The 23,284-nt window shown below is 67.2% G+C and carries 21 protein-coding genes; 11 read left to right on the top strand and 10 right to left on the bottom strand.

What is annotated here, in order from left to right; genetic code table 11:
• The first annotated feature begins 170 nt into the window (after nucleotides 1–170).
• The 4 genes from BCY78_RS23325 (at nucleotide 171) to BCY78_RS23310 (ending at nucleotide 6,868) form a co-directional block, all read left to right on the top strand.
• On the top strand, nucleotides 171–2,030 hold the full coding sequence (locus tag BCY78_RS23325) for an ATP-binding protein (RefSeq protein WP_083195267.1): 1,860 nt from the start codon (nucleotides 171–173) through the stop codon (nucleotides 2,028–2,030).
• Complete coding sequence (locus BCY78_RS23320) at nucleotides 2,027–3,388, top strand: sigma-54 dependent transcriptional regulator (RefSeq protein ID WP_068306621.1); 1,362 nt, start codon at nucleotides 2,027–2,029, stop codon at nucleotides 3,386–3,388. The genes BCY78_RS23325 and BCY78_RS23320 overlap by 4 nt, the downstream gene beginning before the upstream one ends.
• Before the next feature lie 211 nt (nucleotides 3,389–3,599).
• Nucleotides 3,600–4,574, top strand: a complete 975-nt coding sequence (locus tag BCY78_RS23315; protein ID WP_068306619.1) for a TAXI family TRAP transporter solute-binding subunit — start codon at nucleotides 3,600–3,602, stop codon at nucleotides 4,572–4,574.
• Between the two features lie 77 nt (nucleotides 4,575–4,651).
• On the top strand, nucleotides 4,652–6,868 hold the full coding sequence (locus tag BCY78_RS23310; RefSeq protein WP_068306617.1) for a TRAP transporter permease: 2,217 nt from the start codon (nucleotides 4,652–4,654) through the stop codon (nucleotides 6,866–6,868).
• Nucleotides 6,869–6,986: 118 nt separating this feature from the next.
• Here BCY78_RS23310 and truA read toward each other — a convergent pair whose 3' ends face one another.
• Nucleotides 6,987–7,757 (bottom strand): tRNA pseudouridine(38-40) synthase TruA, encoded by a 771-nt coding sequence (gene truA, locus BCY78_RS23305; RefSeq protein ID WP_068306615.1) that lies wholly within the window; start codon nucleotides 7,755–7,757, stop codon nucleotides 6,987–6,989.
• Nucleotides 7,758–7,884: 127 nt separating this feature from the next.
• Nucleotides 7,885–8,691 (bottom strand): NAD-dependent epimerase/dehydratase family protein, encoded by an 807-nt coding sequence (locus BCY78_RS23300; protein WP_068306626.1) that lies wholly within the window; start codon nucleotides 8,689–8,691, stop codon nucleotides 7,885–7,887.
• Between the two features lie 104 nt (nucleotides 8,692–8,795).
• Between BCY78_RS23300 and BCY78_RS23295 the strand changes: the two genes are divergently transcribed.
• From BCY78_RS23295 to BCY78_RS23285, 3 genes are all read left to right on the top strand, one after another.
• Nucleotides 8,796–10,205 carry a YcjX family protein gene (locus BCY78_RS23295; RefSeq protein WP_233499484.1) on the top strand — a complete coding sequence of 470 codons (1,410 nt, stop codon included), beginning with the start codon at nucleotides 8,796–8,798 and terminating at the stop codon, nucleotides 10,203–10,205.
• Between the two features lies 1 nt (nucleotide 10,206).
• Nucleotides 10,207–11,157 carry a YcjF family protein gene (locus BCY78_RS23290; RefSeq protein WP_068306614.1) on the top strand — a complete coding sequence of 317 codons (951 nt, stop codon included), beginning with the start codon at nucleotides 10,207–10,209 and terminating at the stop codon, nucleotides 11,155–11,157.
• 147 nt (nucleotides 11,158–11,304) lie between these two features.
• Nucleotides 11,305–12,603 carry a DUF3422 family protein gene (locus BCY78_RS23285; RefSeq protein ID WP_068306612.1) on the top strand — a complete coding sequence of 433 codons (1,299 nt, stop codon included), beginning with the start codon at nucleotides 11,305–11,307 and terminating at the stop codon, nucleotides 12,601–12,603.
• 109 nt (nucleotides 12,604–12,712) lie between these two features.
• Here the strand turns inward: BCY78_RS23285 and BCY78_RS23280 are convergent, their stop codons facing one another.
• The 6 genes from BCY78_RS23280 to BCY78_RS23255 all read right to left on the bottom strand — a co-directional run bounded on the left by BCY78_RS23280 (nucleotide 12,713) and on the right by BCY78_RS23255 (nucleotide 17,021).
• The gene (locus tag BCY78_RS23280) at nucleotides 12,713–13,369 is read right to left on the bottom strand and encodes an N-acetylmuramoyl-L-alanine amidase (RefSeq protein ID WP_068306611.1); all 657 of its coding nucleotides are present in this window, start codon (nucleotides 13,367–13,369) and stop codon (nucleotides 12,713–12,715) included.
• A 2-nt stretch (nucleotides 13,370–13,371) separates the two neighbouring features.
• Nucleotides 13,372–14,133: a hypothetical protein gene (locus BCY78_RS23275; RefSeq protein WP_068306610.1), complete on the bottom strand. Its 762-nt coding sequence runs from the start codon at nucleotides 14,131–14,133 to the stop codon at nucleotides 13,372–13,374.
• Nucleotides 14,134–14,259: 126 nt separating this feature from the next.
• Complete coding sequence (gene gatA / locus BCY78_RS23270; protein WP_068306608.1) at nucleotides 14,260–15,744, bottom strand: Asp-tRNA(Asn)/Glu-tRNA(Gln) amidotransferase subunit GatA; 1,485 nt, start codon at nucleotides 15,742–15,744, stop codon at nucleotides 14,260–14,262.
• Nucleotides 15,741–16,031 (bottom strand): Asp-tRNA(Asn)/Glu-tRNA(Gln) amidotransferase subunit GatC, encoded by a 291-nt coding sequence (gene gatC, locus BCY78_RS23265; RefSeq protein WP_068306606.1) that lies wholly within the window; start codon nucleotides 16,029–16,031, stop codon nucleotides 15,741–15,743. Before gatC ends, gatA begins: the two co-directional genes overlap by 4 nt.
• Nucleotides 16,032–16,135: 104 nt before the next feature.
• Complete coding sequence (locus tag BCY78_RS23260) at nucleotides 16,136–16,483, bottom strand: DUF6768 family protein (RefSeq protein WP_068306603.1); 348 nt, start codon at nucleotides 16,481–16,483, stop codon at nucleotides 16,136–16,138.
• A complete protein-coding gene (locus BCY78_RS23255; protein ID WP_068306602.1) occupies nucleotides 16,470–17,021 on the bottom strand; it encodes an RNA polymerase sigma factor in 552 nt (183 codons plus the stop codon). Before BCY78_RS23255 ends, BCY78_RS23260 begins: the two co-directional genes overlap by 14 nt.
• Nucleotides 17,022–17,154: 133 nt before the next feature.
• Between BCY78_RS23255 and serS the strand changes: the two genes are divergently transcribed.
• The 4 genes from serS to BCY78_RS23235 all read left to right on the top strand — a co-directional run bounded on the left by serS (nucleotide 17,155) and on the right by BCY78_RS23235 (nucleotide 21,465).
• Nucleotides 17,155–18,447 carry a serine--tRNA ligase gene (serS, locus tag BCY78_RS23250; RefSeq protein WP_068306600.1) on the top strand — a complete coding sequence of 431 codons (1,293 nt, stop codon included), beginning with the start codon at nucleotides 17,155–17,157 and terminating at the stop codon, nucleotides 18,445–18,447.
• 318 nt (nucleotides 18,448–18,765) lie between these two features.
• A complete protein-coding gene (locus BCY78_RS23245; RefSeq protein ID WP_068306598.1) occupies nucleotides 18,766–19,668 on the top strand; it encodes an NAD(P)/FAD-dependent oxidoreductase in 903 nt (300 codons plus the stop codon).
• Between the two features lie 169 nt (nucleotides 19,669–19,837).
• Complete coding sequence (locus BCY78_RS23240; protein WP_068306596.1) at nucleotides 19,838–20,767, top strand: class I fructose-bisphosphate aldolase; 930 nt, start codon at nucleotides 19,838–19,840, stop codon at nucleotides 20,765–20,767.
• 290 nt (nucleotides 20,768–21,057) lie between these two features.
• Nucleotides 21,058–21,465 (top strand): DUF2852 domain-containing protein, encoded by a 408-nt coding sequence (locus BCY78_RS23235; RefSeq protein WP_068306594.1) that lies wholly within the window; start codon nucleotides 21,058–21,060, stop codon nucleotides 21,463–21,465.
• A 164-nt stretch (nucleotides 21,466–21,629) separates the two neighbouring features.
• Here BCY78_RS23235 and dtd read toward each other — a convergent pair whose 3' ends face one another.
• Nucleotides 21,630–22,079, bottom strand: coding sequence for a D-aminoacyl-tRNA deacylase (dtd, locus tag BCY78_RS23230; RefSeq protein WP_068306592.1), 450 nt, complete (start codon nucleotides 22,077–22,079; stop codon nucleotides 21,630–21,632).
• Nucleotides 22,079–23,206, bottom strand: coding sequence for a primosomal protein N' (replication factor Y) - superfamily II helicase (locus BCY78_RS23225; protein WP_068306590.1), 1,128 nt, complete (start codon nucleotides 23,204–23,206; stop codon nucleotides 22,079–22,081). Before BCY78_RS23225 ends, dtd begins: the two co-directional genes overlap by 1 nt.
• Nucleotides 23,207–23,284: the final 78 nt, after the last annotated feature.

Genomic DNA, 23,284 nt, shown 5'->3' with positions numbered 1-23,284 from the left:
CTCACCTTGTGGCAAATACTCACGTCGCAACGCCCGCACCCACCCCGTGCGCTTCGGCCGCCCCGCGCTTTCGTCGGGCCTCGGGGTGGGGGCTGGCGTTGCGACGTGAGTATTTGCCACAAGGTGAGGGGGGCGTTGGTGCCCGTGCTTGCCCGTGGTAGGACCGGGGCATGACCGATGCGCCGATCTCTCCCCCTTTGACCGAGGCTGCCGCCCCTCGCGCCGGGCGGCTGTCGCTTTGGGCGGTGCTGGGCATCGCTCTGGTGCTTCTGGGGATCGGGCTGAGCACGCTGGCCTACCGGAACTTGCACCGTGCCGCTCTGCAGGAGCTGACCGATCAGGGGCGCAGCACTCTTCGGCTGGCAGTGGCGGCGCTCAACGGGGAACTTCGCCGCTACGACCGGCTTCCGGCGCTGCTGGCCCAGCAACAGGTGCTGCGCGAGTTGTTGCAGCGGCCCTCTGACACCGCGCGACTGCGGGCGGCCGATCTCTATCTGCAATCCACCGCCCGGATGATGGAGACCTCGGACATCTACCTGATGAACCTGCAGGGCACGACCTTGGCCGCGTCCAATTTCGACCAGCCCCTCAGCTTCGTCGGCGGGAATTTCGCCTTCCGGCCCTATTTCCTCGATGCCTTGAACTGGGGGGAGGGGCGGTTCTACGCGCTGGGCACGACCTCGCAAGTGCGGGGCTATTACTTCGCTGCCCCGGTGCTGATCGACGACGCCACCGCGGGGGTGCTGGCGGTGAAGATCGACCTTACCACCATCGAGGAAGGTTGGCGCGGCTCCGGCACCGAGGTGCTTGTCACCGACCCGCAGGGCATCGTCTTCATGTCGACGACGCCGGACTGGACCTTCGGCGCCACGCTGCCCCTGACCGAGGAACGGCTCAACCGGACCCGGATCACCCGGCGCTATGCCGACCGACCGTTGGTCGAACTGCCGATCAGCCGGGCCACCGGCCTTGATGGCGGGCCGCTTTGGCGGATGGAAGGCGGGCGCGAATACCGCGTCATCGCCGAGCCGATGCCGGACGCGGGATGGGACGTGCAGGTCCTGGTCGACACCGCGCCCGCCCGGCAGCAGGCGCTGACCCGTCTGGCCTTGGGCGCCTTGTTGCTGGGCTTGGTGGCGCTGGTCTCGGTCATCGTCTGGCAGCGCCGTACCGCCCTGCGCGAGCGCATTGCCCTGCAGGCCGAAGCACAGGCGCAGCTGGAGCGCCGGGTCGTCGAACGCACGGCCGAGCTGGCCTCGGTCAACCGGGCGCTGGCTGGCGAAGTGGCCGAGCGGACCGCGACCGAGGAGCGTCTGCGCGCCACGCAGGCCGACCTCGTACAGGCCGGAAAGCTGGCGGCGCTGGGGCAGATGTCGGCGGCCTTGAGCCACGAATTCAACCAGCCCCTCGGCGCGGCGCAGAACTATGCCGAGAATGCGCAACTGCTGATCGAGCGCGGCCGGATTGACGAGGCGCGCGGCAATATCGAGCGGATCCTCGGGCTGATCGGCCGGATGGGGGACCTGTCCAAACACCTGCGCAACTTCGCCCGCAAGCCCAACACCCAGCTGTCCGATGTCTCGCTGCCCGAGGCCGTGGCGGCGGTGCAGGAGATCCTCGGCTGGCGCTTCCGCGCTCTCGACGTGACGCTCAACAGCGACATCCCGCCACTCATGGTCCGCGCGGGGCCGGTTCGGCTGCAGCAAGTGCTGGTCAACATCCTGTCCAACGCCATGGACGCGCTGGAAGGTCGCGACGCGCGGGTCATCACCCTGACCGCGCGGGCCGAGGGCGGCACTGCCGTGATGACCCTCTCGGACACCGGGCCGGGGGTGCCGCCGCAGCTGCTGGAGCGGATCTTCGACCCGTTCTTTTCCACCAAAGGCGTCGGGAAGGGGCTTGGCCTCGGCCTGTCGATCAGCTTCAACATCGTCCATGACTTCGGCGGCACGCTGGCCGTGGCCAATGCGCCGGGCGGCGGGGCCGTCTTCACGCTGACGCTGCCATTGGCGAGCAAGGACCAAGAATGAACCGCGGCCGTATCCTGCTGGTCGACGACGATACCGACCTGCGTCTCTCAACCGCGCAGGCGCTGGACCTTGCCGGGTTCGACGTCACCGATTCCGATCAGCCCGAGGATATTCCGGCGCTGATTTCCTTTGGGTTCAACGGCATCGTCGTCACCGACATCCGTATGCCTCGGCTCGACGGCATCAGCCTGATGAACCAGATCCACGCGCTGGACCGTGAGATCCCGGTCATTCTGATCACCGGCCATTCCGACGTGCAGCTGGCGGTCCGGGCGATGCGCGAAGGGGCGCATGATTTCATCGAAAAGCCTTTCTCGGGCACGCAGTTGGCCGAGACCTGCGCCCGCGCGCTCGACTACCGGCGGCTGGTGCTGGAGAACCGCGTGCTGCGTGCGGCGGCAGGGCAGAAGGACGATCTGGAGCAACGCTTGGTCGGGCGCTCGAACGCCATTGTCGATCTGCGCCGGCGGGTACGGACCATCGGCCCGGCCGAGGCCGATGTGCTGATCATCGGCGACACCGGCACCGGCAAGGAGGTGGTCGCGCGGGCGATGCACGACCTGTCGTCCCGCGCGGCGAAACCCTTCATCGCCATCGACTGCGCTGCCCTGCCGGAAACCCAGATCGAGAGTGAGCTCTTCGGCCATGAACCCGGCGCCTTCCCCGGCGCGATGCGCACCCGCTACGGCCGGTTCGAGCATGCGCGGGGCGGGACGGTGCTTTTGGATGACATCGGCTCGATGCCGATGGCGGTGCAGGGCAAGCTGCTGCGCGTCATTCAGGAGCGCACGATCCAACCCTTGGGCTCGAACGAGACGCGGCCCGTCGATATCCGCTTCATCGCCACCTCGCGCACGCCGCTGGAGGAGGAGGTGAACGAAGGCCGTTTCCGCGCCGACCTGTTCTATCGCCTCGCCGTGGTCAGCCTGACCGTGCCGCCCCTGACCGCGCGGCGCGAGGATATCCCGCTGCTCTTCGCGCGCCTTCTGACCGAGGCCGCCGCGCGCCACCGGATCGACCCGGTGACCCCGTCGCCGACGATGGTCGAGGCGCTCTTGGGCCGCGACTGGCCGGGCAATGTGCGCGAGCTGCGCAATGCCGCCGAACGCACCGCGTTGGGGCTGGGGATCGAGGCGCCGGGCGAAACCACCACCCACGGTGAGGACGGGGACGCGGGGCGTGCCGGCAAGCTCTCGGACCGGGTGGCGGCTTTCGAGAAATCCGAGATCGAGCGCGCGCTTCTGGCCTCGGGCGGGGCGCTGAAGCCGGTCTATGAATCGCTCGGGCTCTCGCGCAAGACCCTCTACGAGAAGATGCAGAAGCTGGGCATCGACAAGTCCCAATACTCGGACAGCTGAGGCGCTAACGGGGGGGAATCCACCCACGCCCCTGCCGGATGGGTGGATTTCCACCCATCGCATCGCCCGCACGCGCCGAATTTTTCCTCCCCGACAGGCCCCGCGGTTGATTCACGGCCCGGTGATCGGCCTGATGTGCGCGCATCCCGAGCCGCCCGAGGAAGTGGCCGGGGATTGCCGACAACACGCACATGTCCATGGGAGGACCCACATGCGTCTGTTCAATCTTGCTGCGCTGGCTTCGGCTGCGCTGATCTCGACCACGCCTGCCATGGCGCAGGACCGCGCCGGCTGGCCCGGCTCGATGACGGTCGGCACCGCCAGCCAGGGCGGCACTTATTTCGTCTACGGCAACGGCCTTGCCGGCTTCATCGGCGAAGCGCTGGACATCAACGCCTCGGGCGAAGTCACCGGCGGCCCGGTTCAGAACGCCACCCTCGTCGAGATGGGCGACCACGCCATCGGCCTCGTGACCATGGGCCCGGCCTATGAAGCCTGGACCGGCGTGTCGGAACTGGCCCCGGGCCTCGAGCACAGCCACCTGCGCGCGCTGTTCCCGATGTACCAGACCCCGTTCCAGGTCATCACCATGGCCAACTCGGGCATCGAATCGGTCACCGATCTGGCCGGTCACCGCGTCTCGGTCGGCCCCGCCGGCGGCACGCCGGGCACCTACTGGCCGCGCTTCCTGGAGACCCTGGGCGTCGAGGCCACCGTCTCGAACGCCGGTGCTGCCGATGCGGCCAGCCAGCTCAAGGACGGCCTGATCGACGCCTTCGCCTTTGCTGCCGGTGTGCCGATCTCGGCCTTCTCGCAGCTCGCCGCCGAGGCTGACGTGCGCATGTTCGGCTTCAACGAGACCGAACTGGCCACCATTCTGGAGAACCACCCGGAAGTCTCGACGTTGGACATCCCGGCCGGCACCTATTCGGGCCATGACTACGACCAGCACACCGTCGCCATGTGGAACTACGCCATCGCCAACGAGTCGATGCCGGAGAGCCTGGCCTACGAGATCGTCAAGCTGGTCATGGAAAACCACGACCGCATGATGGCGATCCACGGCGCTGCCCGTGAGACCCTGATGGAGAACGTCTTGAACAACACGTTCCTGCCGTTCCACCCGGGTGCCGTGCGCTACTACGAAGAAAACGGGATCGAGATCCCGGAAAACCTGCGCGGCTGAACGGCCTGAACAGGAACCTTCGGGCCGGGGCGCGCAAGACACGCCCCGGCCCTTTTCAAAAGGGGTGGAGGGATCCCATGTCAGCACAAAATCTCGCGGCGACAGAGGCCGCCGAGGCCGATAGCATCGCCGACGGTGTCGACGATGAGGTCATCGCCTCGAACCAGCGCGTGTTCACCGGCCGTTTCGGCCTGATCATCACCGCGCTTTGCGTCTTCTATACCGCGTTCCATATCGGCGTGATGAACGGGGTGCATGACCGCATCACCGACCTTCTGGGCCTGCCCTCGGTCGACCTGACCGAGCCGTGGCGCTACCGCCTGCTCCACGTCGGCGGAGGCCTGTTCCTGGGCTTCCTCCTCTATGCCTCGCGCGCTCTGCCAGCCGAGGGCTCTGCCGCCCCCGCCTCGCTGCTGGAACGCGCGCTGATCCTGATTTCTGCTGTGCTGCTGATCATCTCGGGTGGCCAACTGGTGGCCATGTGGGTCACGGGCGATCTGGTCGCGACCGGCTCGCCGGCGACCAAGTACCTGTATACCTTCGGCTATCCGCTGATCGTCGGCACCATCGCCGCACTCGCGGCAAGCTGGATCTCGCCCATGCGCTCTCGCGAGGCGCTGTCCTGGGCGGACGTCCTGCTGGCCGTCGCCGCCGTGATCGTCGCGGCCTATATCATCAGCCACGCGAACTTCCTGCGCATCCGCGCTCAGGTCTTCCCGCATCCCAATGACATGTGGGCTTCGATCGCCGGCATCGTGCTGATCCTCGAATTGACCCGCCGCCTGGCCGGCCTCGCGCTGGTGATCATCGTCGGCGTGTTCATTGCCTATGGCTTCCTTGGGCCTTGGCTGCCCGGCGTGCTGTTCCACAACGGCTATGCCCCGGCGCGGTTTTTCGCCTTCATCTACACCGATAACGGGATCCTCGGGCCGACCACGTCGATTTCGTCGACCTACATCATCCTGTTCATCGCCTTCGCGGCCTTCCTGCAGGCCTCGCGCGTCGGCGAGTATTTCGTGAACTTCGCCTTCGCCGCCGCTGGTTCGCAGCGTGGCGGTCCGGCCAAGGTCGCGGTCTTCGCCTCGGGCCTGATGGGCATGATCAACGGCACCTCGGCGGGCAACGTCGTGGCCACGGGCTCGCTGACCATCCCGTTGATGAAGAAGGTGGGCTACCGCCCGCAGACCGCCGCATCGGTCGAGGCCGCGGCCTCGACCGGCGGGCAGATTATGCCGCCGATCATGGGCGCGGGTGCCTTCATCATGGCCGAAATCACCGCGATCCCCTATCAGGACATCGCCATCGCGGCGCTGATCCCGGCGATCCTGTACTTCGTGTCGGTCTACTTCATGGTCGACAAGGAGGCGCTGAAGAACGGCATGCAGGGCCTGCCGCGCAATCAGCTGCCCTCGCTGCCTCTGATGATGAAGCGGATCTTCCTGTTCATCCCGATCGTGATCCTGATCGGCGCGCTGTTCATGGGCTATTCGGTGATCCGCGCGGGCACGCTCGCCATGGGGGCTGCTGCCGTCGTCAGCTGGTTCACGCCGACCAAGATGGGCCTCAAGGAGATCATGTGGGGCCTCGAGATCGCTGCCCGCATGGCGCTACAAATGGTTGCCGTCTGTGCCGCCGCCGGGGTGATCGTGGGCGTGATCGCGCTGACCGGCGTGGGTACGCGCTTCTCCTCGCTGCTGCTGGATCTGGCCGGGCAATCGCAGCTCATCGCGATGGTCTTCGCCATGCTGGTGGCGATCATCCTCGGCATGGGCATGCCGACCACTGCCGCCTATGCCGTCGCTGCCGCGGTCATCGCGCCGGGTCTGATCCGCATGGGTGTGCCGGTCCTCACCGCGCATTTCTTCATCTTCTACTATGCGGTGATCTCGGCCATCACGCCGCCGGTGGCTTTGGCCTCCTATGCCGGGGCGGCCATCGCGCAGTCGGACCCAATGAAGACCTCGGTCGAGAGCTTCAAGTTCGGCCTCGCCGCCTTCATCGTGCCCTTCATGTTCTTCTACGCACCGCAGATGCTGATGCAGGGCAGCTGGCTTGAGATCGCGCATGTCTTCATCACCGCGCTTCTGGGCATCTACATGATGGCCTCGGCGGTACAGGGCTGGATGTGGGGCCGGCTGGGGACGGTGCTGCGGATCGTCACGCTGATCGGCGCGCTGGGCATGATCAAGGGCGGCTGGATGTCCGACCTTGGCGGGCTGGCCATCTTCGCGGTGGTCTTCGCCATCCAGCGCGGGATGCTCAACACCCGCAACGTGACCCGCGGCGCGGATTGAGCACGGGCTGATCGACGTGAGAGAGGGCGCTCTTCGGGGCGCCCTTTTTCGTTGGCGAGCGCATCGCCGTGCCAGGGGGGCCGGCGATGCGCGGCGGCCTGCGGCCTCTATTCCGCGCTTAGGCGCCGAACGGATCGTTTGGATAGCCGACACCTGTGAGACACAGCCCCTGAGGCGGGCAGACGGGCCCGCAGGCAGCGCGGTCCTTGGCTTCCAAAGCCTCGGCCACACGGATGGGTTCCCAAGCCCCAGCGCCGACCCGCTCCAGCGTCCCGACAATCGAGCGGACCTGATTGTGCAGGAAACTGCGGGCGCGGAGGTGGAAGCGGATCTCCTGTCCGGCCGGGTAATCGAGGGCCTCGATGGTAATCTCGTCCAGTGATTTCACCGGCGATTTCGCCTGACAGAGGCTGGCGCGGAAGGTGGTGAAGTCATGCAGCCCGATCAGATGCGCCGCCCCCTTGCGCATCGTCGCGACATCGAGCCCATGGCGCACCTGCCAGACCTGACCCGCGTCGAACACCACCGGCGCGCGCCGGGCGACCAGACGGAAGGTATAGCGCCGCTCCATCGCCGAGAAGCGGGCATGGAAATCCTCCGCCACCTGCGCGCACGCGGTCAGCGCGACGGGCAGGGGCTTCAGATGGTGGTTCACCGCCTCCATCAGCCGCTCGGGTGCCCAGTCGCGCTGAAGGTCCGCATGGGCGACCTGACCCGTGGCATGGACGCCGGTATCGGTGCGACCCGCGGCGGCGATGCGGGGCTCGACGGGTTCGATCCTGGCCAGAGCCTCCTCAATCGCCTGCTGCACCGAGGGTTGGCCGTCCTGGCGCTGCCAGCCGTTGAACGGGGCTCCGAGATATTCGACGCGGAAGGCGTAACGGGGCATCGGCGGTCCAGATTGGCAACGGGGGCAGGGGGGCTTTGCCCCCCTCGGGCTGCGCCCTCACCCCCCAGGATATTTTTGGAGTAAAGATGCGCGCGGTTTAGGGCAGGGGAGGGGTTCTGCGCAAGCGTCAGGACTCGACGTCGAGGATGGCTTGGAGGCCTTCGCGGTAGGTGGGGTAGAGGAGGTCGAGCCCCAGTTCCGCGCGGCGGCGCGAGCGCAGGCGCTTGTTGTCGGCCCAGAAGCTACGGGCCATGGGCGTCAATTCGGCCTGCTCGTAGGGGATCTCGGGCGGCGGGGTTATGCCGAGGAGGCGCGCGGCATGGGCGATAACCTCGGCATTGGGCGCGGGTTCATCATCGCTGGCGATCAGCGTGCCGGACAGGCGCTTCTCGGCGGCGGCGGCGGTGATGCGGCCCAGATCTGCGACATGGATGCGGTTGAACACCTGTCCGGGCTTCATCACCCTTTGGGCGCGGCCGTCGCGCAGGGCGTCGAAATTCGAGCGGCCCGGGCCGTAGATCCCGGCAATGCGCAGGATGCAGAGGGGCACGCCGCGTTCCGCCGCGATGGAGCGCCAGGCTTCCTCGGCGGCAAAGCGGGAATGGCCGCGGGTGGTGTCGGGCTGATCGGGCGCATCCTCGTCGATCCAGGCGCCGCCCGCGTCGCCATAAAGCGAGGTGGCCGAGGCATAGCCGATCCATTCCAGACGCGGCGTCGGCAGGTCCGCCACCACGGGCGCGATGGGATCGCCAGCGCCGGGGGGCACCCAGCTGACGATATGCGTGGCTTGGGCCAGCGCCTCGGCGGCCTGATCGGGCCAGAGGATGGCGGCGCCGGGGCTGCGCGAGGTGCCCAGCACTTGCCAATCCGGGCCGAGGGCGGCCTCGGTCGCGCGGCCCGAGAAGCCATGTCCGATGGAAAGAAGCGTCTTCATGCAACCGAGGTAATGCCGCAGGGCGGCGAAGGGCAAGCCCCACCCTTCAAATCGGGCCCTCCACTCCCTATTCTTTCAAACAGATACCTGACCGGAGCGCCGCCTTGCCCCCTTCGCTGACAGACCTGATCTCGCGCCCGTTGGAGGCGATCGGCGACACCGTGTCCGAGGCCTTCTTCGAGCCGGTGCTTCGCGTGGGCGTCACCGGCCTGTCGCGCGCGGGCAAGACCGTGTTCATCACCGCGCTGGTGCACAACCTGATGGAGCCCGGCCGGATGCAGCGGATGCGCGCCGTGCAGCAGGGGCTCATCCAAGGGGCCTATCTGCAGCCGCAGCCTGACATGACCCTGCCGCGATTCGACTACGAGGCGCATTTGGCCAGCCTGACCGGCGATCATCCCCGCTGGCCCGATGGCACGCGGGCGGTGAGCGAGCTGCGGTTGTCGTTCCGGCTGGCGCCCTCGGGGTTGCTCGGCGGGCTGACCGGCCCGCGCAAACTGCATCTCGATATCGTCGATTATCCGGGCGAGTGGCTTCTGGACTTGGGCCTGATGGGCAAGACCTATGCCGATTGGTCGGCCGAGGTGCTGGCGCGGCTGCCCCTGCGCCCGGAGGCAGATGCCTTTCGCGCCCGGATCGACGGCATCGACCCCGAGAAACGCTTTGAGGAAGCGGATGCGCAGGACCTCGCGCGGCTCTTCACCACCTACCTGAACACCGCGCGCGAGAATGGCTGGTCCGATTGCACGCCGGGCCGCTTCCTGCTGCCCGGCGATCTGGCGGGCTCGCCGGTGCTGACCTTTGCGCCGCTACCTCCCTCCGAGGCCAAACGCGGCACGCTCGCGCGCGAGATGGCGCGGCGGTTCGAGGCCTACAAATCGCAGGTCGTCCGCCCCTTCTTCGAGACCCATTTCGCCAAGCTCGATCGGCAGGTCGTGCTGATCGACGTGCTGGAGGCCGTGCATCGCGGGCCCATGGCGTTGGAGGATCAGCGCCGGACGATGGCCGAGGTCCTGCAGGCCTTCCGCCCCGGCGCGAACGGGTTCTTCTCGTCGCTTCTGCGCGGCAAGCGGGTGGAGAAGATCCTCTTCGCCGCGACCAAGGCCGACCATTTGCACCACACCCAACACCCCCGCCTGACCGCGCTGGCCGAGGCCATGTTGCGCGAGGCGCGGGACCGGGCGCGGTTCTCGGGCGCCGAGACGGCGGCGCTGTCGATCGCCGCCCTCCGCGCGACGGTCGAGGAGACGCGCAGCCATGCGGGCGCAGAGGTGGATTTGGTGCGCGGGCGGCTGACGGATGGGCGGCAGGTGGCGGTGAATGCGGGCGCTTTGCCCGACGATCCGGCGCGGCTGCTCTCGCCTGCGCGCGAGGGGGCCGATAGATGGCTGCAGGGCGATTACGGCGTGATGCAGTTCGCGCCCCCGGTCCAAAGCCGCCTTCCGGGGCAGGGCTTACCGCATATCCGGCTCGACGCGGCGGCGGAATTCCTGATTGGCGACAGGCTGGTGTGAGATGACGAACGGCAAGATCCTGATCGAACTCGACGAGGCCGAGGGCCATGCCGACGTGGCCTCGGCCCCGGAAATCGACGCCCCCGAAGGCCAGGCGATGCAGATGGCCGTCGCCGGCATGGCCAAGGGCCGCCCCGCTGGGCCGGGCCGCTGGGCGCTGGCGGCAGGCGGGGGCCTCGTGTCGTTGGTGATGGGCGTCGCGGCCTATGATTTCGCGATGCGGCTCATTGAGCGCGTGCCGGTGCTGGGCTGGCTCGCCGCCATCTTGGCCGCGGTGCTGGTCGGCGCGCTGGTCCTCTGGGCGGGCAAGGAGGCACTGGGCTACGTCCGCGTCCGCAGGCTCGATACGATCCGGCAGGAGGCCGAGAAGGCCCTCGCCACCCACGACCTGAAAGCCGCGCGTGCAGTTGCCGTGTCAGTCGCCGGGCTCTACGGCGCCAAGGACCCGACCGAAGAAGCCCTCGACGCAGAGGCCGTGATCGAGGGGGCCGAAGCGCATCTGCTCATTGGCCTCGATGCCCGCGCACAGCTGGAAATCCAGCAGGCCGCGCGGCAGGTGGCGATGGCGACGGCCTTGATTCCGCTCGCCTTTGCCGATGTCGCGGCGGCGCTGACCGCGAACCTGCGGATGATCCGCCGCATCGCCGAGATCTATGGCGGCCGCCCCGGCGCCTTCGGCAACTGGCGGCTGGCCCGGTCCGTCGCGGTGCATCTGATGGCGACGGGCGTGGTCGCGGTGGGCGATGACCTTGTCGGATCGCTCGCGGGGGGCGGGTTGCTGTCCAAACTCTCGCGCCGGTTCGGCGAGGGGGTGGTGAACGGCGCGCTGACAGCCCGCGTGGGGCTGGCAGCGATGGAGCTGTGCCGCCCGCTGCCGTTCCGGATGGCCCGGAAGCCGGCGGTGACGACGATCACCGCCACGGCGTTGCGGGGGCTGTTCGACCGGTCCTGACCGCCACCGTGAGCGCTAAATTGTTGCGCGATTACAAGGACACGATTGCATACCGCGCTGGACGGCGCCTGCGACAGCCTGCGGGCTTTCCAGCCGGGGCAGGCGGGCCGTAAGCCAAGGGTTCCCCTTCGTCACCTTGGCCTCGCGATGACCCCTTTGCACGACCACCCGCTCCGCTACGCGCTGACCAACGAGCTGCACGCCCGGCCCTCGCCGGTGATCCCGGTGCCCTCGACGGCGGTCTTCATGGCGCTGAAACCCGCGCAGGACGCCGTGGCCCGCGACCGGGGGCGGGACCGGGCGCATCTGTTCGACTTGCTCGACCGCCACGGGGCCGCCCATCCCGCCCCCGACGCGACCCATCACGCGGCCGAGGTCGGGCGTCACGGGCTGAAATGGGAAAACCACACCGAGGTCACCACCTGGATGGCCTTCTCGGACGGGCTGACGGAGCGGCCCTTCGACCCGGCCTCGTTCGATGTGTTCCCGACCGATTGGCTGGCTGCGGCGCCGGGTGTCCGCATCACCTCGATCCTGTTCCGCATTGAGGAAATGCCCCTGCGCGACGGCCAATGCGATTGCGCGGCGCTGGGCCGGCGGCTGGAAGAATGGTTCGTGGCCGAGAGCCTTGCTTCGTCCTGTGTGCTGGACGAAGCGGCGGTGCTGGCCTCGGATTTCCGCATCGATCCCGCCGGCCATATCCGCATGGCGGTGTTCGTCCATCCCAACACCGGAAAGCGCCGCGTGGGGCGCATCATCCAGCGCCTGTGCGAGATCGAGATGTACCGGGCGATGGCGATGCTGGGGCTGGCACGGGCGCGCAAGGTCAATGCCGAGATGGGCGCGCTGGACCGCCGGTTGGCCGATCTGCAGGCCGAGATGTCGGGTGGGGCGGGCCATGCCGAGCAGGTGCTGAACAACCTGATGACGGTTTCTGCCGAGCTGGAACGGCTGGAGATGGCCTCGTCCTTCCGGTTCGGGGCAACGCGGGCTTATGAGGCGATCGTGCATGACCGGATCGAGGTGCTGCGCGAAACGCGGTTCGAGGGGCGGCAGACGCTGGCGGAGTTCATGCGCCGCCGCTGGGACCCGGCGATGCGGACGGTGAAGGCGGCCGAGGCGCGGTTGGCGCTGCTGTCCGAGCGCGCGATGCGGGCGGGGCGACTGCTGTCGACGCAGGTCGAGGTCGCGCGCTCGGCCCAGAACCAGGAGATCCTGCAAAGCATGGACCGGCGGGCAGACCTGCAGCTGCGGCTGCAACACACGGTCGAGGGGCTGTCAGTGGTGGCGATCAGCTATTACGCGGTGGGGTTGGTGTCGAACGTGCTGGCGCCTTTGGGAGAGGCAGTCGGGGTCGGCAAGACCGGGGTCTATGCCGGGGTGACGCCGCTGGTGGTGCTGGCAGTCTGGTGGGCGCTGAGGCGGATCCGGGCGCGGCTGCATTGAGGGCGGACCGGGGCTCTGCCCCGGACCCCGGGATATTTTTAGAGCAAAGATGAAGGGGACTTTTGTGAGGCCTGGGCTCGGAGGGGCGCCCGAATTACGCGTTGAAATGTCATTTTTTCAACAAGAGCGCGGAAGCGAGGGCGCGGTCTGCGGCCTCTTCGGGGCCTTCGTAACGGGGGCGGAAGCGCAGGCGGAAGGCAGCGAGGCGCAGCTCTGGGGTGGCTTCGGGATAGCCGAGTGTGTCGAGTGACGCGCTCAACGGGGCCTCGGGGTCGCCGCCGGCCTCGGGCCAGAGCGCGAGGCCGGAGCGGGCGAGACGCCGCCAGTCGAAGCGCGGACCGGGGTCGACCTTGCGGGCCGGGGCCATGTCGGAATGCGCGATGACGCCAGACGGTGCGATCGACCAGCGGGTGAGGATACCCGCGAGCAGCGGCTCGAGTGCGTCCATCAGCGGGGCGGAGAAAGGGCTTTGGCCGTCGTTGTCGAGCTCAATCCCGATGGAGCGCGAGTTGACGTCGCCACGGCCCAGCCATTCGCCGGCGCCGGCGTGCCAAGCCCGTTGGTCTTCGTCCACCATCTGCCAGACGGTCCCGTCGCGGCCGATGACGTAATGCGCCGAGACTTCGGCCTCAGGGTCGGAAAGGCGGCGCAGGGCGGCCTCGGCCGAGGCCATCTCGGTGAAATGCAGCACCACCAGCTCAGGCCGCAGCCCGTCCCGCCGCGGCCCGACATTGGGCGAGGGCCAAGAACGGATCGGCTTGCGCATGCTCAGCGGCTGGCCACGGCCTGACGCAGCGGCGTCGGATCCCACCAGCAGGCAAAGCCGTCGCCATCCGGGTCCAGGTTGTCACGGTCACGATCTGGGCCGCCGGCTTCGAGGAAGGCGCGCTGGGCAGCGTCCTGATTGCGGAAGCGCAGGCAATTGTTCTGCCAGCTGGACCAGCGCATCGGGTTCAGGCGGCGGTAGACCTCGGTCCCCGGCTGGTGCGTGACGGAGAGGGCGTAGGCCATGAGATTGGCGCCGCCATCCTCGGACGGGGGCGGGACCGAGCCTGCGACGATGGTCGCGGGCTGCGGGCCGGAGCCGTGCGTGCCCTGAGGCGTGCTGGCATCCGCGTGATAGGTCTGAGCGTCGCGGATCCCGGCTTGGGGCGCGGCGGCGCTGACCGGGGTCGCGGTGAAGCTCGTGGTCGGCGCGGGGGCCGAGGAGGCGACCGTTGCCACCGGGGCAGGGGCCGCTGCGGCGGGGACCGGCGCCAGGGCCTGCGTCGCGATGGGCGCGGCGAGGGGCGCGCCGGTTGCCACGGGCGCGGCGGCGACCGGCACGGGGCGGCGCGGGATGGCGTCCAGCGTGGTGGGGGCCTGAGCGGGCATCGAGGACGGCGGCAGGATCGGTGCCTGATGCGGGTTGCCCACGCTTTGGGGTGGAACCGAATAGGGCACCGACGACCGGCTTTGCGAGGAAGGCACGGCCGACCGCTCGCGCAGATAGCGCTGGTAATCGCCGATGCCGACGCCGGTGGTCGTCATGGATGCGTAGGAATCGCGTCCTGCGGAACATCCCGCCAGTCCCGTGACCATGGAGGTCAGGACCAGCGGAACCGCCAGTGCCAAGATGCGCATAGATGTGCCTGCTCGATTATATTTTCGAGCAGGTTACCACCATTTCGCCGGTTTGGAAACAAAACCTGCCGCCTGCTCCAGCACCAGCGCGGTGTTCAGAAGCTCGGCCTCACCCCAGGGCTTGCCGATCAGCTGCAGACCCAGCGGCAGGCCCTTCGCATCCAGACCCGCCGGAACTGCGACACCCGGAAGGCCGGCGAGGTTCAGGGTGACGGTGAAGACGTCCTGCAGGTACATCTCGACCGGGTTCGCGTCCTTCATCTCGCCGAGACCCCAGGCCGCCGAGGGCGTGGTGGGGGCGAGGATGGCGTCGACGCCGGCCTCGAATGCCTGCTCGAAATCGCGCTTGATCAGCGCGCGGACCTTGCGGGCGCGGTTGTAATAGGCGTCGTAGAAGCCCGCCGACAACACGAAGGTGCCGACCATGATCCGGCGCTGCACCTCGGGGCCGAAGCCTTCGGCGCGGGTCTTCTCGTAGAGGTCATTGATGCCTTCGCCCGAGGACAGCGACGCGCGGTGGCCATAGCGCACGCCGTCATAGCGCGCGAGGTTCGACGAGGCTTCTGCGGGCGCGATGACGTAATAGGTCGGCAGCGCGTATTTGGTATGCGGCAGCGAGATGTCGACGATCGTCGCGCCCGCGTCCTTCAACATCGCCGTGCCGTCTTCCCACAGCTTGGCGATGTCGGCCGGCATGCCGTCCACGCGGTATTCGCGCGGGATGCCGATCTTCTGGCCCCGGATGTCGCCGGTCAGTGCCGCTTCGAAATCCGGCACCGCGATATCGGCCGAGGTCGAATCCTTCGCGTCATGGCCGGCCATGGCCTGCAGCATGATCGCAGCGTCGCGCACGCTCTTGGTCATCGGGCCGGCTTGGTCCAGCGACGAGGCATAGGCGACGATGCCCCAGCGCGAGCAGCGGCCATAAGTCGGCTTGATGCCGACGGTGCCGGTGAAGGCGGCAGGCTGGCGGATCGAGCCGCCGGTATCGGTGCCGGTCGCCCCGAGGCAGAGGTCTGCCGCGACAGCCGCCGCCGAGCCGCCCGAGGAGCCGCCGGGCGTGAGCGGCGTGGTCTCGCCTTCGCGGCGCCAGGGGTTCACGGCAGCGCCATAGCAGGTGCTCTCGTTGGACGAGCCCATGGCGAATTCGTCCATGTTGAGCTTGCCCAACATGACCGCGCCCGCGTCGCGCAGCTGCGTCGTCACCGTGGATTCGTATTCCGGCTTGAAGCCCTTGAGGATGTTCGACGCAGCCTGCGAGGGCACGCCCTCGGTGCAGAACAGGTCTTTGATGCCGACGGGAATGCCGCACATCGACGGCGCGTCGCCTTGGGCGATGCGGGCATCGGCGGCCTTGGCGCGCTCCAGCGCGATCTCGGGCGTCTTGTGCACGAAGGCATTGAGCGCATCTGCACTCTCGATGGCCGAGAGACAGGCTTCCGTCAGCTGGACCGAGGTAACCTCGCCCTTCTTCAGAAGGTCACGGGCATCAGCGATGGTTAGTTTGTTCAGGCTCATTCCACCACCTTCGGCACGGCAAAGAAGCCCTCGCGGGCATCGGGAGCGTTTTTCAGGATCTTGTCCTGCATGTTGCCATCTGTGACACCGTCCTGACGGCGCTTCAGGCGCATCGGCGTGACCGAGGTCATCGGCTCGACGCCGTCCACATTCACCTCGTTGAGCTGCTCCATGAAGTCGAGAATGCCCGAAAGCTTCTCGGCCAGCTGCGGCAGGGACTCGTCGGCGACGCGGATGCGGGCGAGTTTCGCCACCCGGCGCGCGGTCTCGATATCGATGGTGGACATGGCTCTCTTCCCGAATGAACGGATGGGGATCGGGGAGGGGTTTAGCGGCGGGAGGGTGCGGGTGCAAGCACGCTCAGGCCCCGCCACGCCACCGTTTCCGCCCGTCAGCGCCCCTGCAGCATCCGCAGCTCCAGCCGCCGCACCGCCAGCAGCACCCGGTTGGTCTGCATCACCGGCATCAGCGCCATCTTCAGCTGCGTCGCGATCACCGCCAAAGTCGCCGCGCTGATCCCCCATTTCACCGCCGCCAGAACCTCGGTCGCCATGTAGAAATGCCAGCCGGCCCAGACCGCCAGCAGGAACATCGCCACCTGCACCGCCATCACCACCCAGGCGACCCAGCCGGTCGCGCCGCCGAAGATGCTGAAGGCCAGCGGGAAATAACCGGGGTCGGGCAGGGCGGTCTCGTCCTCGGACAGGGCATCGGTGATCATCTGGTCAAGATTGGACATCGGAACCTCCATTGAGATGCGCCCTGATCCGGGCGCGGGCTTGCATGAGCCGGGTCTTCACGGTCCCCGGCGGGATATCGAGCACCTGCGCCACCTCGGCGACAGAAAGCCCGTCGATAGCAAAAAGCGCCAGCGTCACCCGTTGCGGCGCGGGCAGGGCGGCGAGAGCGGCATCAAGGTCGTGATGACCCTCGCTCGGCGGTTCGGCCTCGGGCCGGGTTTCGACCCAGACACCATCCGCCACGCGCCGCCGCTGCCGCCTTTTCACCTCGCGCGCCGCCTGCCGCGTGACGATGCGCAAAGCGAAAGCGAGAAACGCTCCCTCGTCGCGCAGGCCGGGCAGGGCGCGGGCCACGGCGATCCAGGCCTCCTGTGCGATGTCGCGCGCGGTCTCGGTATCGTCCGACAGCCGCCGCGCATGGGCCAGAAGCCGCGCGTCGCACAGAGCCACCAGTGCCGAGAGGTCGCGCGTCCGCCCCAGCCGCGCCCCGGCGGCGTGGTAGGCGATGAGCGCCCTGAGTTTCTCGGCATCCGGCATCGGCAATCCTTCCTTTGCCCCTAAGGTGCCTCGCCACACCGCTCCGGTTCATTGCGCCCTTGAAAAAAGCTGCGCTCTTTTCCCGCGCGCGGTTTCGGTGCATACCGGGACGCGAAGTCACCCGAGGAAGACCATGCACGACATCCGCGCCATCCGCGAGAACCCCGAAGCCTTCGACGCCGCCCTGGCCCGCCGGGGCCTCTCGCCGATCTCGGCGTCGCTGCTGGCGATGGATGAGGGCCGTCGCGCCAAGATCCTTGCAGCCGAAACCGCACAGGCCGACCAGAACCGCGCCTCCAAGGAGGTCGGTGCTGCCAAGGCCAAAGGCGACGACGCGGAATTCGAGCGCCTGCGCGCCCTCGTGGCCGAGAAGAAGGCCGAGGTCGCCGCGCTGAACGCCGAAGCCGCCGAGGAAGACGCGGCCCTGACCGCCGCGCTGGCCGTGATCCCGAACCTGCCGCTGGAAGAAGTCCCCTTCGGCAAGGACGAGGACGACAACGTCGAAATCCGCCGCTGGGGCACCCCGCGCGAGCTGGATTTCGCCCCGGTCGAGCATTTCGAAATTACCGGTGTGAAGCCCGGCCTCGATTTCGGCCTCGCCGCCAAGCTCTCGGGTTCGCGCTTCATGGTGCTGAAGGGCGCCGTGGCCCGTGTCCACCGCGCGCTCGCGCAATTCATGATCGACACCCATACGACCGAGCACGGGCTGACCGAATGCTGGACCCCGGTGCTGGTCAAGGACGAGGCGATGTATGGCACGGGCAACCTGCCGAAATTCGCCGAGGACAGCTACCAGACCACCAATGGCTGGTGGCTGATCCCGACGTCCGAGGTCACCATGACCAACTTCGCGGCCGGCGAGATCCTCGACGGCGCCGAGCTGCCGGTGCGCATGACCGCGCATACCCATTGCTTCCGCTCCGAGGCGGGGTCGGCCGGTAAGGACACCACCGGCATCTTGCGCCAGCACCAGTTCGAGAAGGTCGAGATGGTCACCCTGTGCCATCCCGACGAGGCTTTGGCCGAACATGAGCGCATGACCAATTGCGCGCAGGCGATCCTAGAGAAGCTGGAACTGCCCTACCGCACGGTGGTGCTCTGCACCGGCGACATGGGCTTCGGCTCGCAGAAGACGCATGACATCGAGGTCTGGCTGCCGGGCCAGGGCAAATACCGCGAGATCAGCTCTTGCTCGACCTGCGGCCAGTTCCAGACCCGCCGCATGAATGGCCGCTTCCGCCCGGAAGGCGGCGGCAAGCCCGAGTTCCTCGCCTCTTTGAACGGCTCAGGCCTCGCCGTCGGCCGCTGCCTGATCGCGGTGCTGGAGAACGGGCAGCAAGCCGATGGCTCGGTCACCCTCCCGGCCGCTCTGCATCCGTGGCTGGGTGGCAAGACCCACATCACCGCCGAAGGCGTGCTGGCCTGATCCAGCCCACACCCTGAAACAAAAAGGCGCGCGATCCCGACCGGGGCCGCGCGCCTTTCCTTTTCCCGCGCTCCGCGCCCGCGCAATCCCCCTTCGACCCCTCGCAACAGAGGTAACGAAGCGCCGCCCCCCTTTCCCATCTTCGTTCCGAAAATATCCCGGGGGTGAGCCCGCAGGGCGAGGGGGCAGCGCCCCCTGTTTCCGTCGCCTGAGACCTGCGTGGCGCAGCCATGCCGGCCGAAGGAGAAATCCTTCCCTCATCCCTTGCTCACAGACAGTCACGTACTATTTAAAGTTACGAATAAATCGGAGACTCCCATGAAAGACGTCGTTATCATCGGTGGCAGCTATGCCGGCATGGCCGCAGCCTTGCAGCTTCTCAGGGCGCGGCGCTCTGTGGCGATCATCGACGCGGGGCAGCGCCGCAACCGCTTCGCCAGCCATTCGCACGGCTTCCTCACCCAAGACGGCGTTGACCCCGCCGAGATCGCCGCCACGGCGCGGCGCCAACTCGAACGCTATCAGCCGGATGTCTTTCACGTTGGCTCGGCCACCCAGCTCTCCGGGGCGAAAGGGCAGTTCGAGGTCACCACAGACGACGGCACGACATTCCAGGCGCAGCGCGTCCTTCTCGCCACCGGTGTCGCGGATACGCTGCCAGACGTGCCCGGCCTTGCACAACGCTGGGGCCGCAGCGTGTTCCACTGCCCCTATTGTCATGGCTACGAGCTGGACATGGGCCCGATTGCGCTTCTGGCCAACGGGCCCGAGGCGCTCCATCATGCGCCGCTGTTCACCGAATTCGGCCAGGCGACCCTCCTGACCCATAGCCTGTTCCCCATCGACGACGCGACCAAGGCGCAAATCGCCAGCCATGGCCTCGGCCTTGATGAACGGCAGTTGACCGGCCTGAAAGGGCCGATCGATGGCCCGGTGGAGGTCCATTTCGACACCGGCGCGCCAATGCGGCTGAACGGGCTGTTCGTCGCGTCGAAGACCCGACCGTCGAGCGAGATCGGCGCTGCGATCGGCGTGGCGCTGGAGGAAACGCCGATGGGCACGCAATACCGCACCGACGCCTTCAAGGAGACCTCGGTGCCGGGCCTCTACGCCTGTGGCGATGCGGCACGGATGCCGCATTCGGTGTCGCTCGCCGTGGCCGACGGGGCTTGGGCGGGGGCCACGCTGCACCGCTCGCTCGTTTTCGATCCGGTGGCCTGAACCGCGATTTTTCCCCTCCGGCGCGCGGTTTTCGCTGCATCGGAGGGGCATTTTCGCTCGTTAGCGATATTTTTCACTTTGTGTGCGCTAACGGCCAACCGCTGCCATTGTCCCGTCTCATTCCCCCGATTAAGCGTGTTCGCAGCAGTCATTTCAGAGGGGGCCCGCCATGCGCGCGACCAAGACCGTTCAGAAAATCCTTGCCAATTACGAGGGCGAAACCCCGGGCGTGAAGGCCAATTTGTGCCGCATGCTGATGCAGGGCAAGCTGGGCGGGACCGGCAAGATGATCATCCTGCCCGTCGACCAAGGCTTCGAGCACGGCCCGGCCCGCAGCTTCGCGCCGAACCCGGCCGGCTATGACCCGCATTACCACTACCAGCTGGCGATCGACGCCGGCCTCTCAGCCTATGCCGCGCCGCTGGGTCCGCTGGAAGCCGGCGCCGACACCTTTGCCGGCCAGATCCCGACCATCCTGAAGGTCAACTCCGCGAACTCGCTGATGTCGGACACCTCGGGCAAGAACCAGGCCGTCACGGCCTCGGTCGATGACGCGCTGCGCATCGGCGCCTCGGCCATCGGCTTCACCATCTACCCGGGTTCGGACATGGCGCTCGACATGTTCGAAGAGATCGTCGAGATGCGCAAGGAAGCCGCCTCGAAGGGCGTGGCGACCGTGATCTGGTCGTACCCGCGCGGCGAGGGCATCTCGAAAGAGGGCGAGACCGCGATCGACGTCGGCGCCTATGCGGCCCATATCGCCGCCCTTCTCGGCGCGCATATCATCAAGATCAAGCTGTCGACCGACCATATCATGCAGCCCGAGGCCAAGAAGGTCTACGACAAGGAAGGGATCGACATCTCGACCCTGTCGGCCCGCGTGAAGCATTGCGTGCAATCGTCGTTCAACGGCCGCCGGATCATCGTCTTCTCGGGCGGTGCCGCGAAGGGCGCCGACGCGGTCTATGACGACGCCCGCGCGATCCGCGACGGCGGCGGCAACGGCTCGATCATCGGCCGCAACTCGTTCCAGCGCTCGCGTGAGGACGCGCTGGCGATGCTGGGCCAGCTGGTCGACATCTACAAAGGCAAAGCCTGATCCATCAGGCCTGCCGACACGGCTTGGGGAAGGGGCGCTTGGGCGCCCCTTTTTCTTTGCCGCAGGCGGTCTCAGAACGCACCGGTAGGTCATTCCCCATCGACCCTCCCGCGCGCGCGATCCGCTAAGTCATTGATTCCCAATCTTCTGGCGCGGCGCGAACGACGTCGGCATGACCCGCACACAGAGACTCCCGAAAAAACTCATCCGCTCCCTTGAACGCGGGCTGGACGTGCCCATCTATGTGAATGTAAATAACATTAACACCCGCAACCAAGGAGACCTCAGAAATGACCGCCATCGCCGCCTTCCCGCGCAACGCCGAAAGCTGGCTCGACGAGAAGGGCAAAGGGGCCTGGATCGCCGCCATGGTCCTCGGCTTCATCGTCTTCTGGCCGCTCGGCCTCGCACTTCTTGCCTATATGATTTGGGGAAAACAGATGTTTCGCAAAAACTGCAACCACAGCTACCGCAACTCCCAACGCCACGCCTGGGCCATGCACAAACCCTCGGGCAACGCGGCCTTCGACGCCTACAAGGCCGAGACCCTGAAGCGCCTCGAGGACGAGCAGGAAGCCTTCTCGGACTTCCTCAAGCGCCTGCGTGAAGCCAAGGACAAGGCCGAGTTCGACCAGTTCATGGACGACCGCGCCCGTCGCCGCGCCGATGAGGCCCGCACGGTCGACCCGGTCGAATAACCCGACCACCACAATGCGAAACGGGGGGCTCCGCGCCCCCCGTCTTCTTGTTCATCTTTGTGCCAAAAATATCCCGGGGGTCTGGGGGCAGAGCCCCCAGCGGCTGGCCAAAGGCGCCTTTGCCCGGACATGGGCTCCGCCACGCAAGGCACAAAAGGAAAGCCTCAGCTCTCCATCCAGATGGTCATCGGCCCGTCATTGACCAGCGACACCTGCATCTCGGCCCCGAATTCGCCGCGCCCGACCGTCACTCCCAGCGACGCCAGATGATCGGCGAACAGCTCATAGAGCGCGCGCCCTTCGTCCGGCGGCGCCGCTTGCGAAAAACCGGGCCGGTTCCCGCGCGAGGTATCGGCGGCCAGCGTGAATTGCGAGACGACCAGCGCACCGCCCCCCACATCCAACAAGGAGCGGTTGGTCTTGCCTGCCTCGTCGCGGAAGATCCGCAGCTTGACGATCTTCTCGGCCATTGCCTTGGCGCGCGCGGGGCCGGCCTCGCCCTCGTCGTCGCGCATCGCGCAGACAAGGATCATAAGCCCCGGCCCGGTCTGACCAATGACGTTGCCATCGACCGAGACAGAGGCCTCGGTCACCCGTTGGATCAATGCGCGCATCAGCGTCCTTGATTGATGTACATGATGACGACCAGCACGATGATCGCCACCAGAACGGCCCCGGCGATCTTCCACTTGGACCAGGGACGCTCGCCCTGCACCTTGCCGGTCTGGCCGTTCACCACGAAGCGGTAGGATTTGCCGCGATATTGATAGGCGGCCATCCAGATCGGCAGCAGGACGTGCTTGAAGCGCTCGTTCTCATGCTCGGTATCGACCGAATGTACGCGCTGCTCATCGCCGCCGATGTCACGACGGACGTCCTGCTTGATGATGCCGTCCATGCGCTGGACGCCCATGGTGTGACCCTCGGGCAGCTGCACGGTATAGCCCTCGGCCCGGAAGCCCGACAGGAACTGCGGATTGTAGGGCGCAAGTTCGCCCAGCATCCACGGCTCCAGCGCGCGGACATAGGTGCGCGGCAGCGATTGCGAGGCCATGATCAGCATGTCCCGGAAATCGCGCGAGACCCGACCTCTGACCCGTGTCCAGCGGATCTTGCGCACGCGCTCGGTGGTCTTCTTGCCGTCCTTCATCACCGTGCGGTTTTCGTAATACGCGTCGCCGCGCTCGCCGGTGTATTGGCTTTGCGTGTCGCTGTCGAAGGACCAATACGGCACGTAAAGCCCGTCCAGCCGCGAGCTGTCGGAGCGCGCGAATTCCTTCAGCTTGCTGGGCGCGAACCACAGCCGGCCCAGCCATTTGCGCATGGCCTCATGCGCCTCGCGCTCGGCCATCTTGAAGGGCAGGACGGCGCCGGGTTTGATCTGCCGTTGGGTGCCCGTATCCGTCACCACCGGAGAGCCGCAGAACGGACAGCTCGCGGCATGCTGGGCCGGATCGAACTCGACCTGCGCGCCGCAATTGTTGCAGCTGAGAACGCGGTGTTCCTCGATCGCCTCGGGCGGTAGGTGGTCGGCCAGAGCCTCGCGCAGATCGAAGGTCTCCAGCGCGGCGTCGCGCTGTTCCTCGGTATGCGGGATGTCCTGCTCGTGGCCGCAATATTGGCAAGTCAGCCGCCGCTGGCCCGGCGAGAAGCGCAGCTGGGCGCCGCAATTCTCGCAAGGAAAGCGATGCTCATGCGCTTGCGGCGCCTCGGCTTCGGCCTCGGGCGCGGCGGGCGGCATGGGGCTGGTTCTTTAACCCCTCTTATGCTGTCGCCGTCGGCGACAGGGTCATCGCCGGTGGGCGCCCCTCCATTCATA

It is taken from the genome of Pararhodobacter sp. CCB-MM2 (genome assembly GCF_001691415.1).
GTDB lineage: Bacteria > Pseudomonadota > Alphaproteobacteria > Rhodobacterales > Rhodobacteraceae > Pararhodobacter.
The sequence above is the reverse complement of the archived record's forward strand: the minus strand, read 5'-3'. Positions and strand labels throughout refer to the sequence as shown.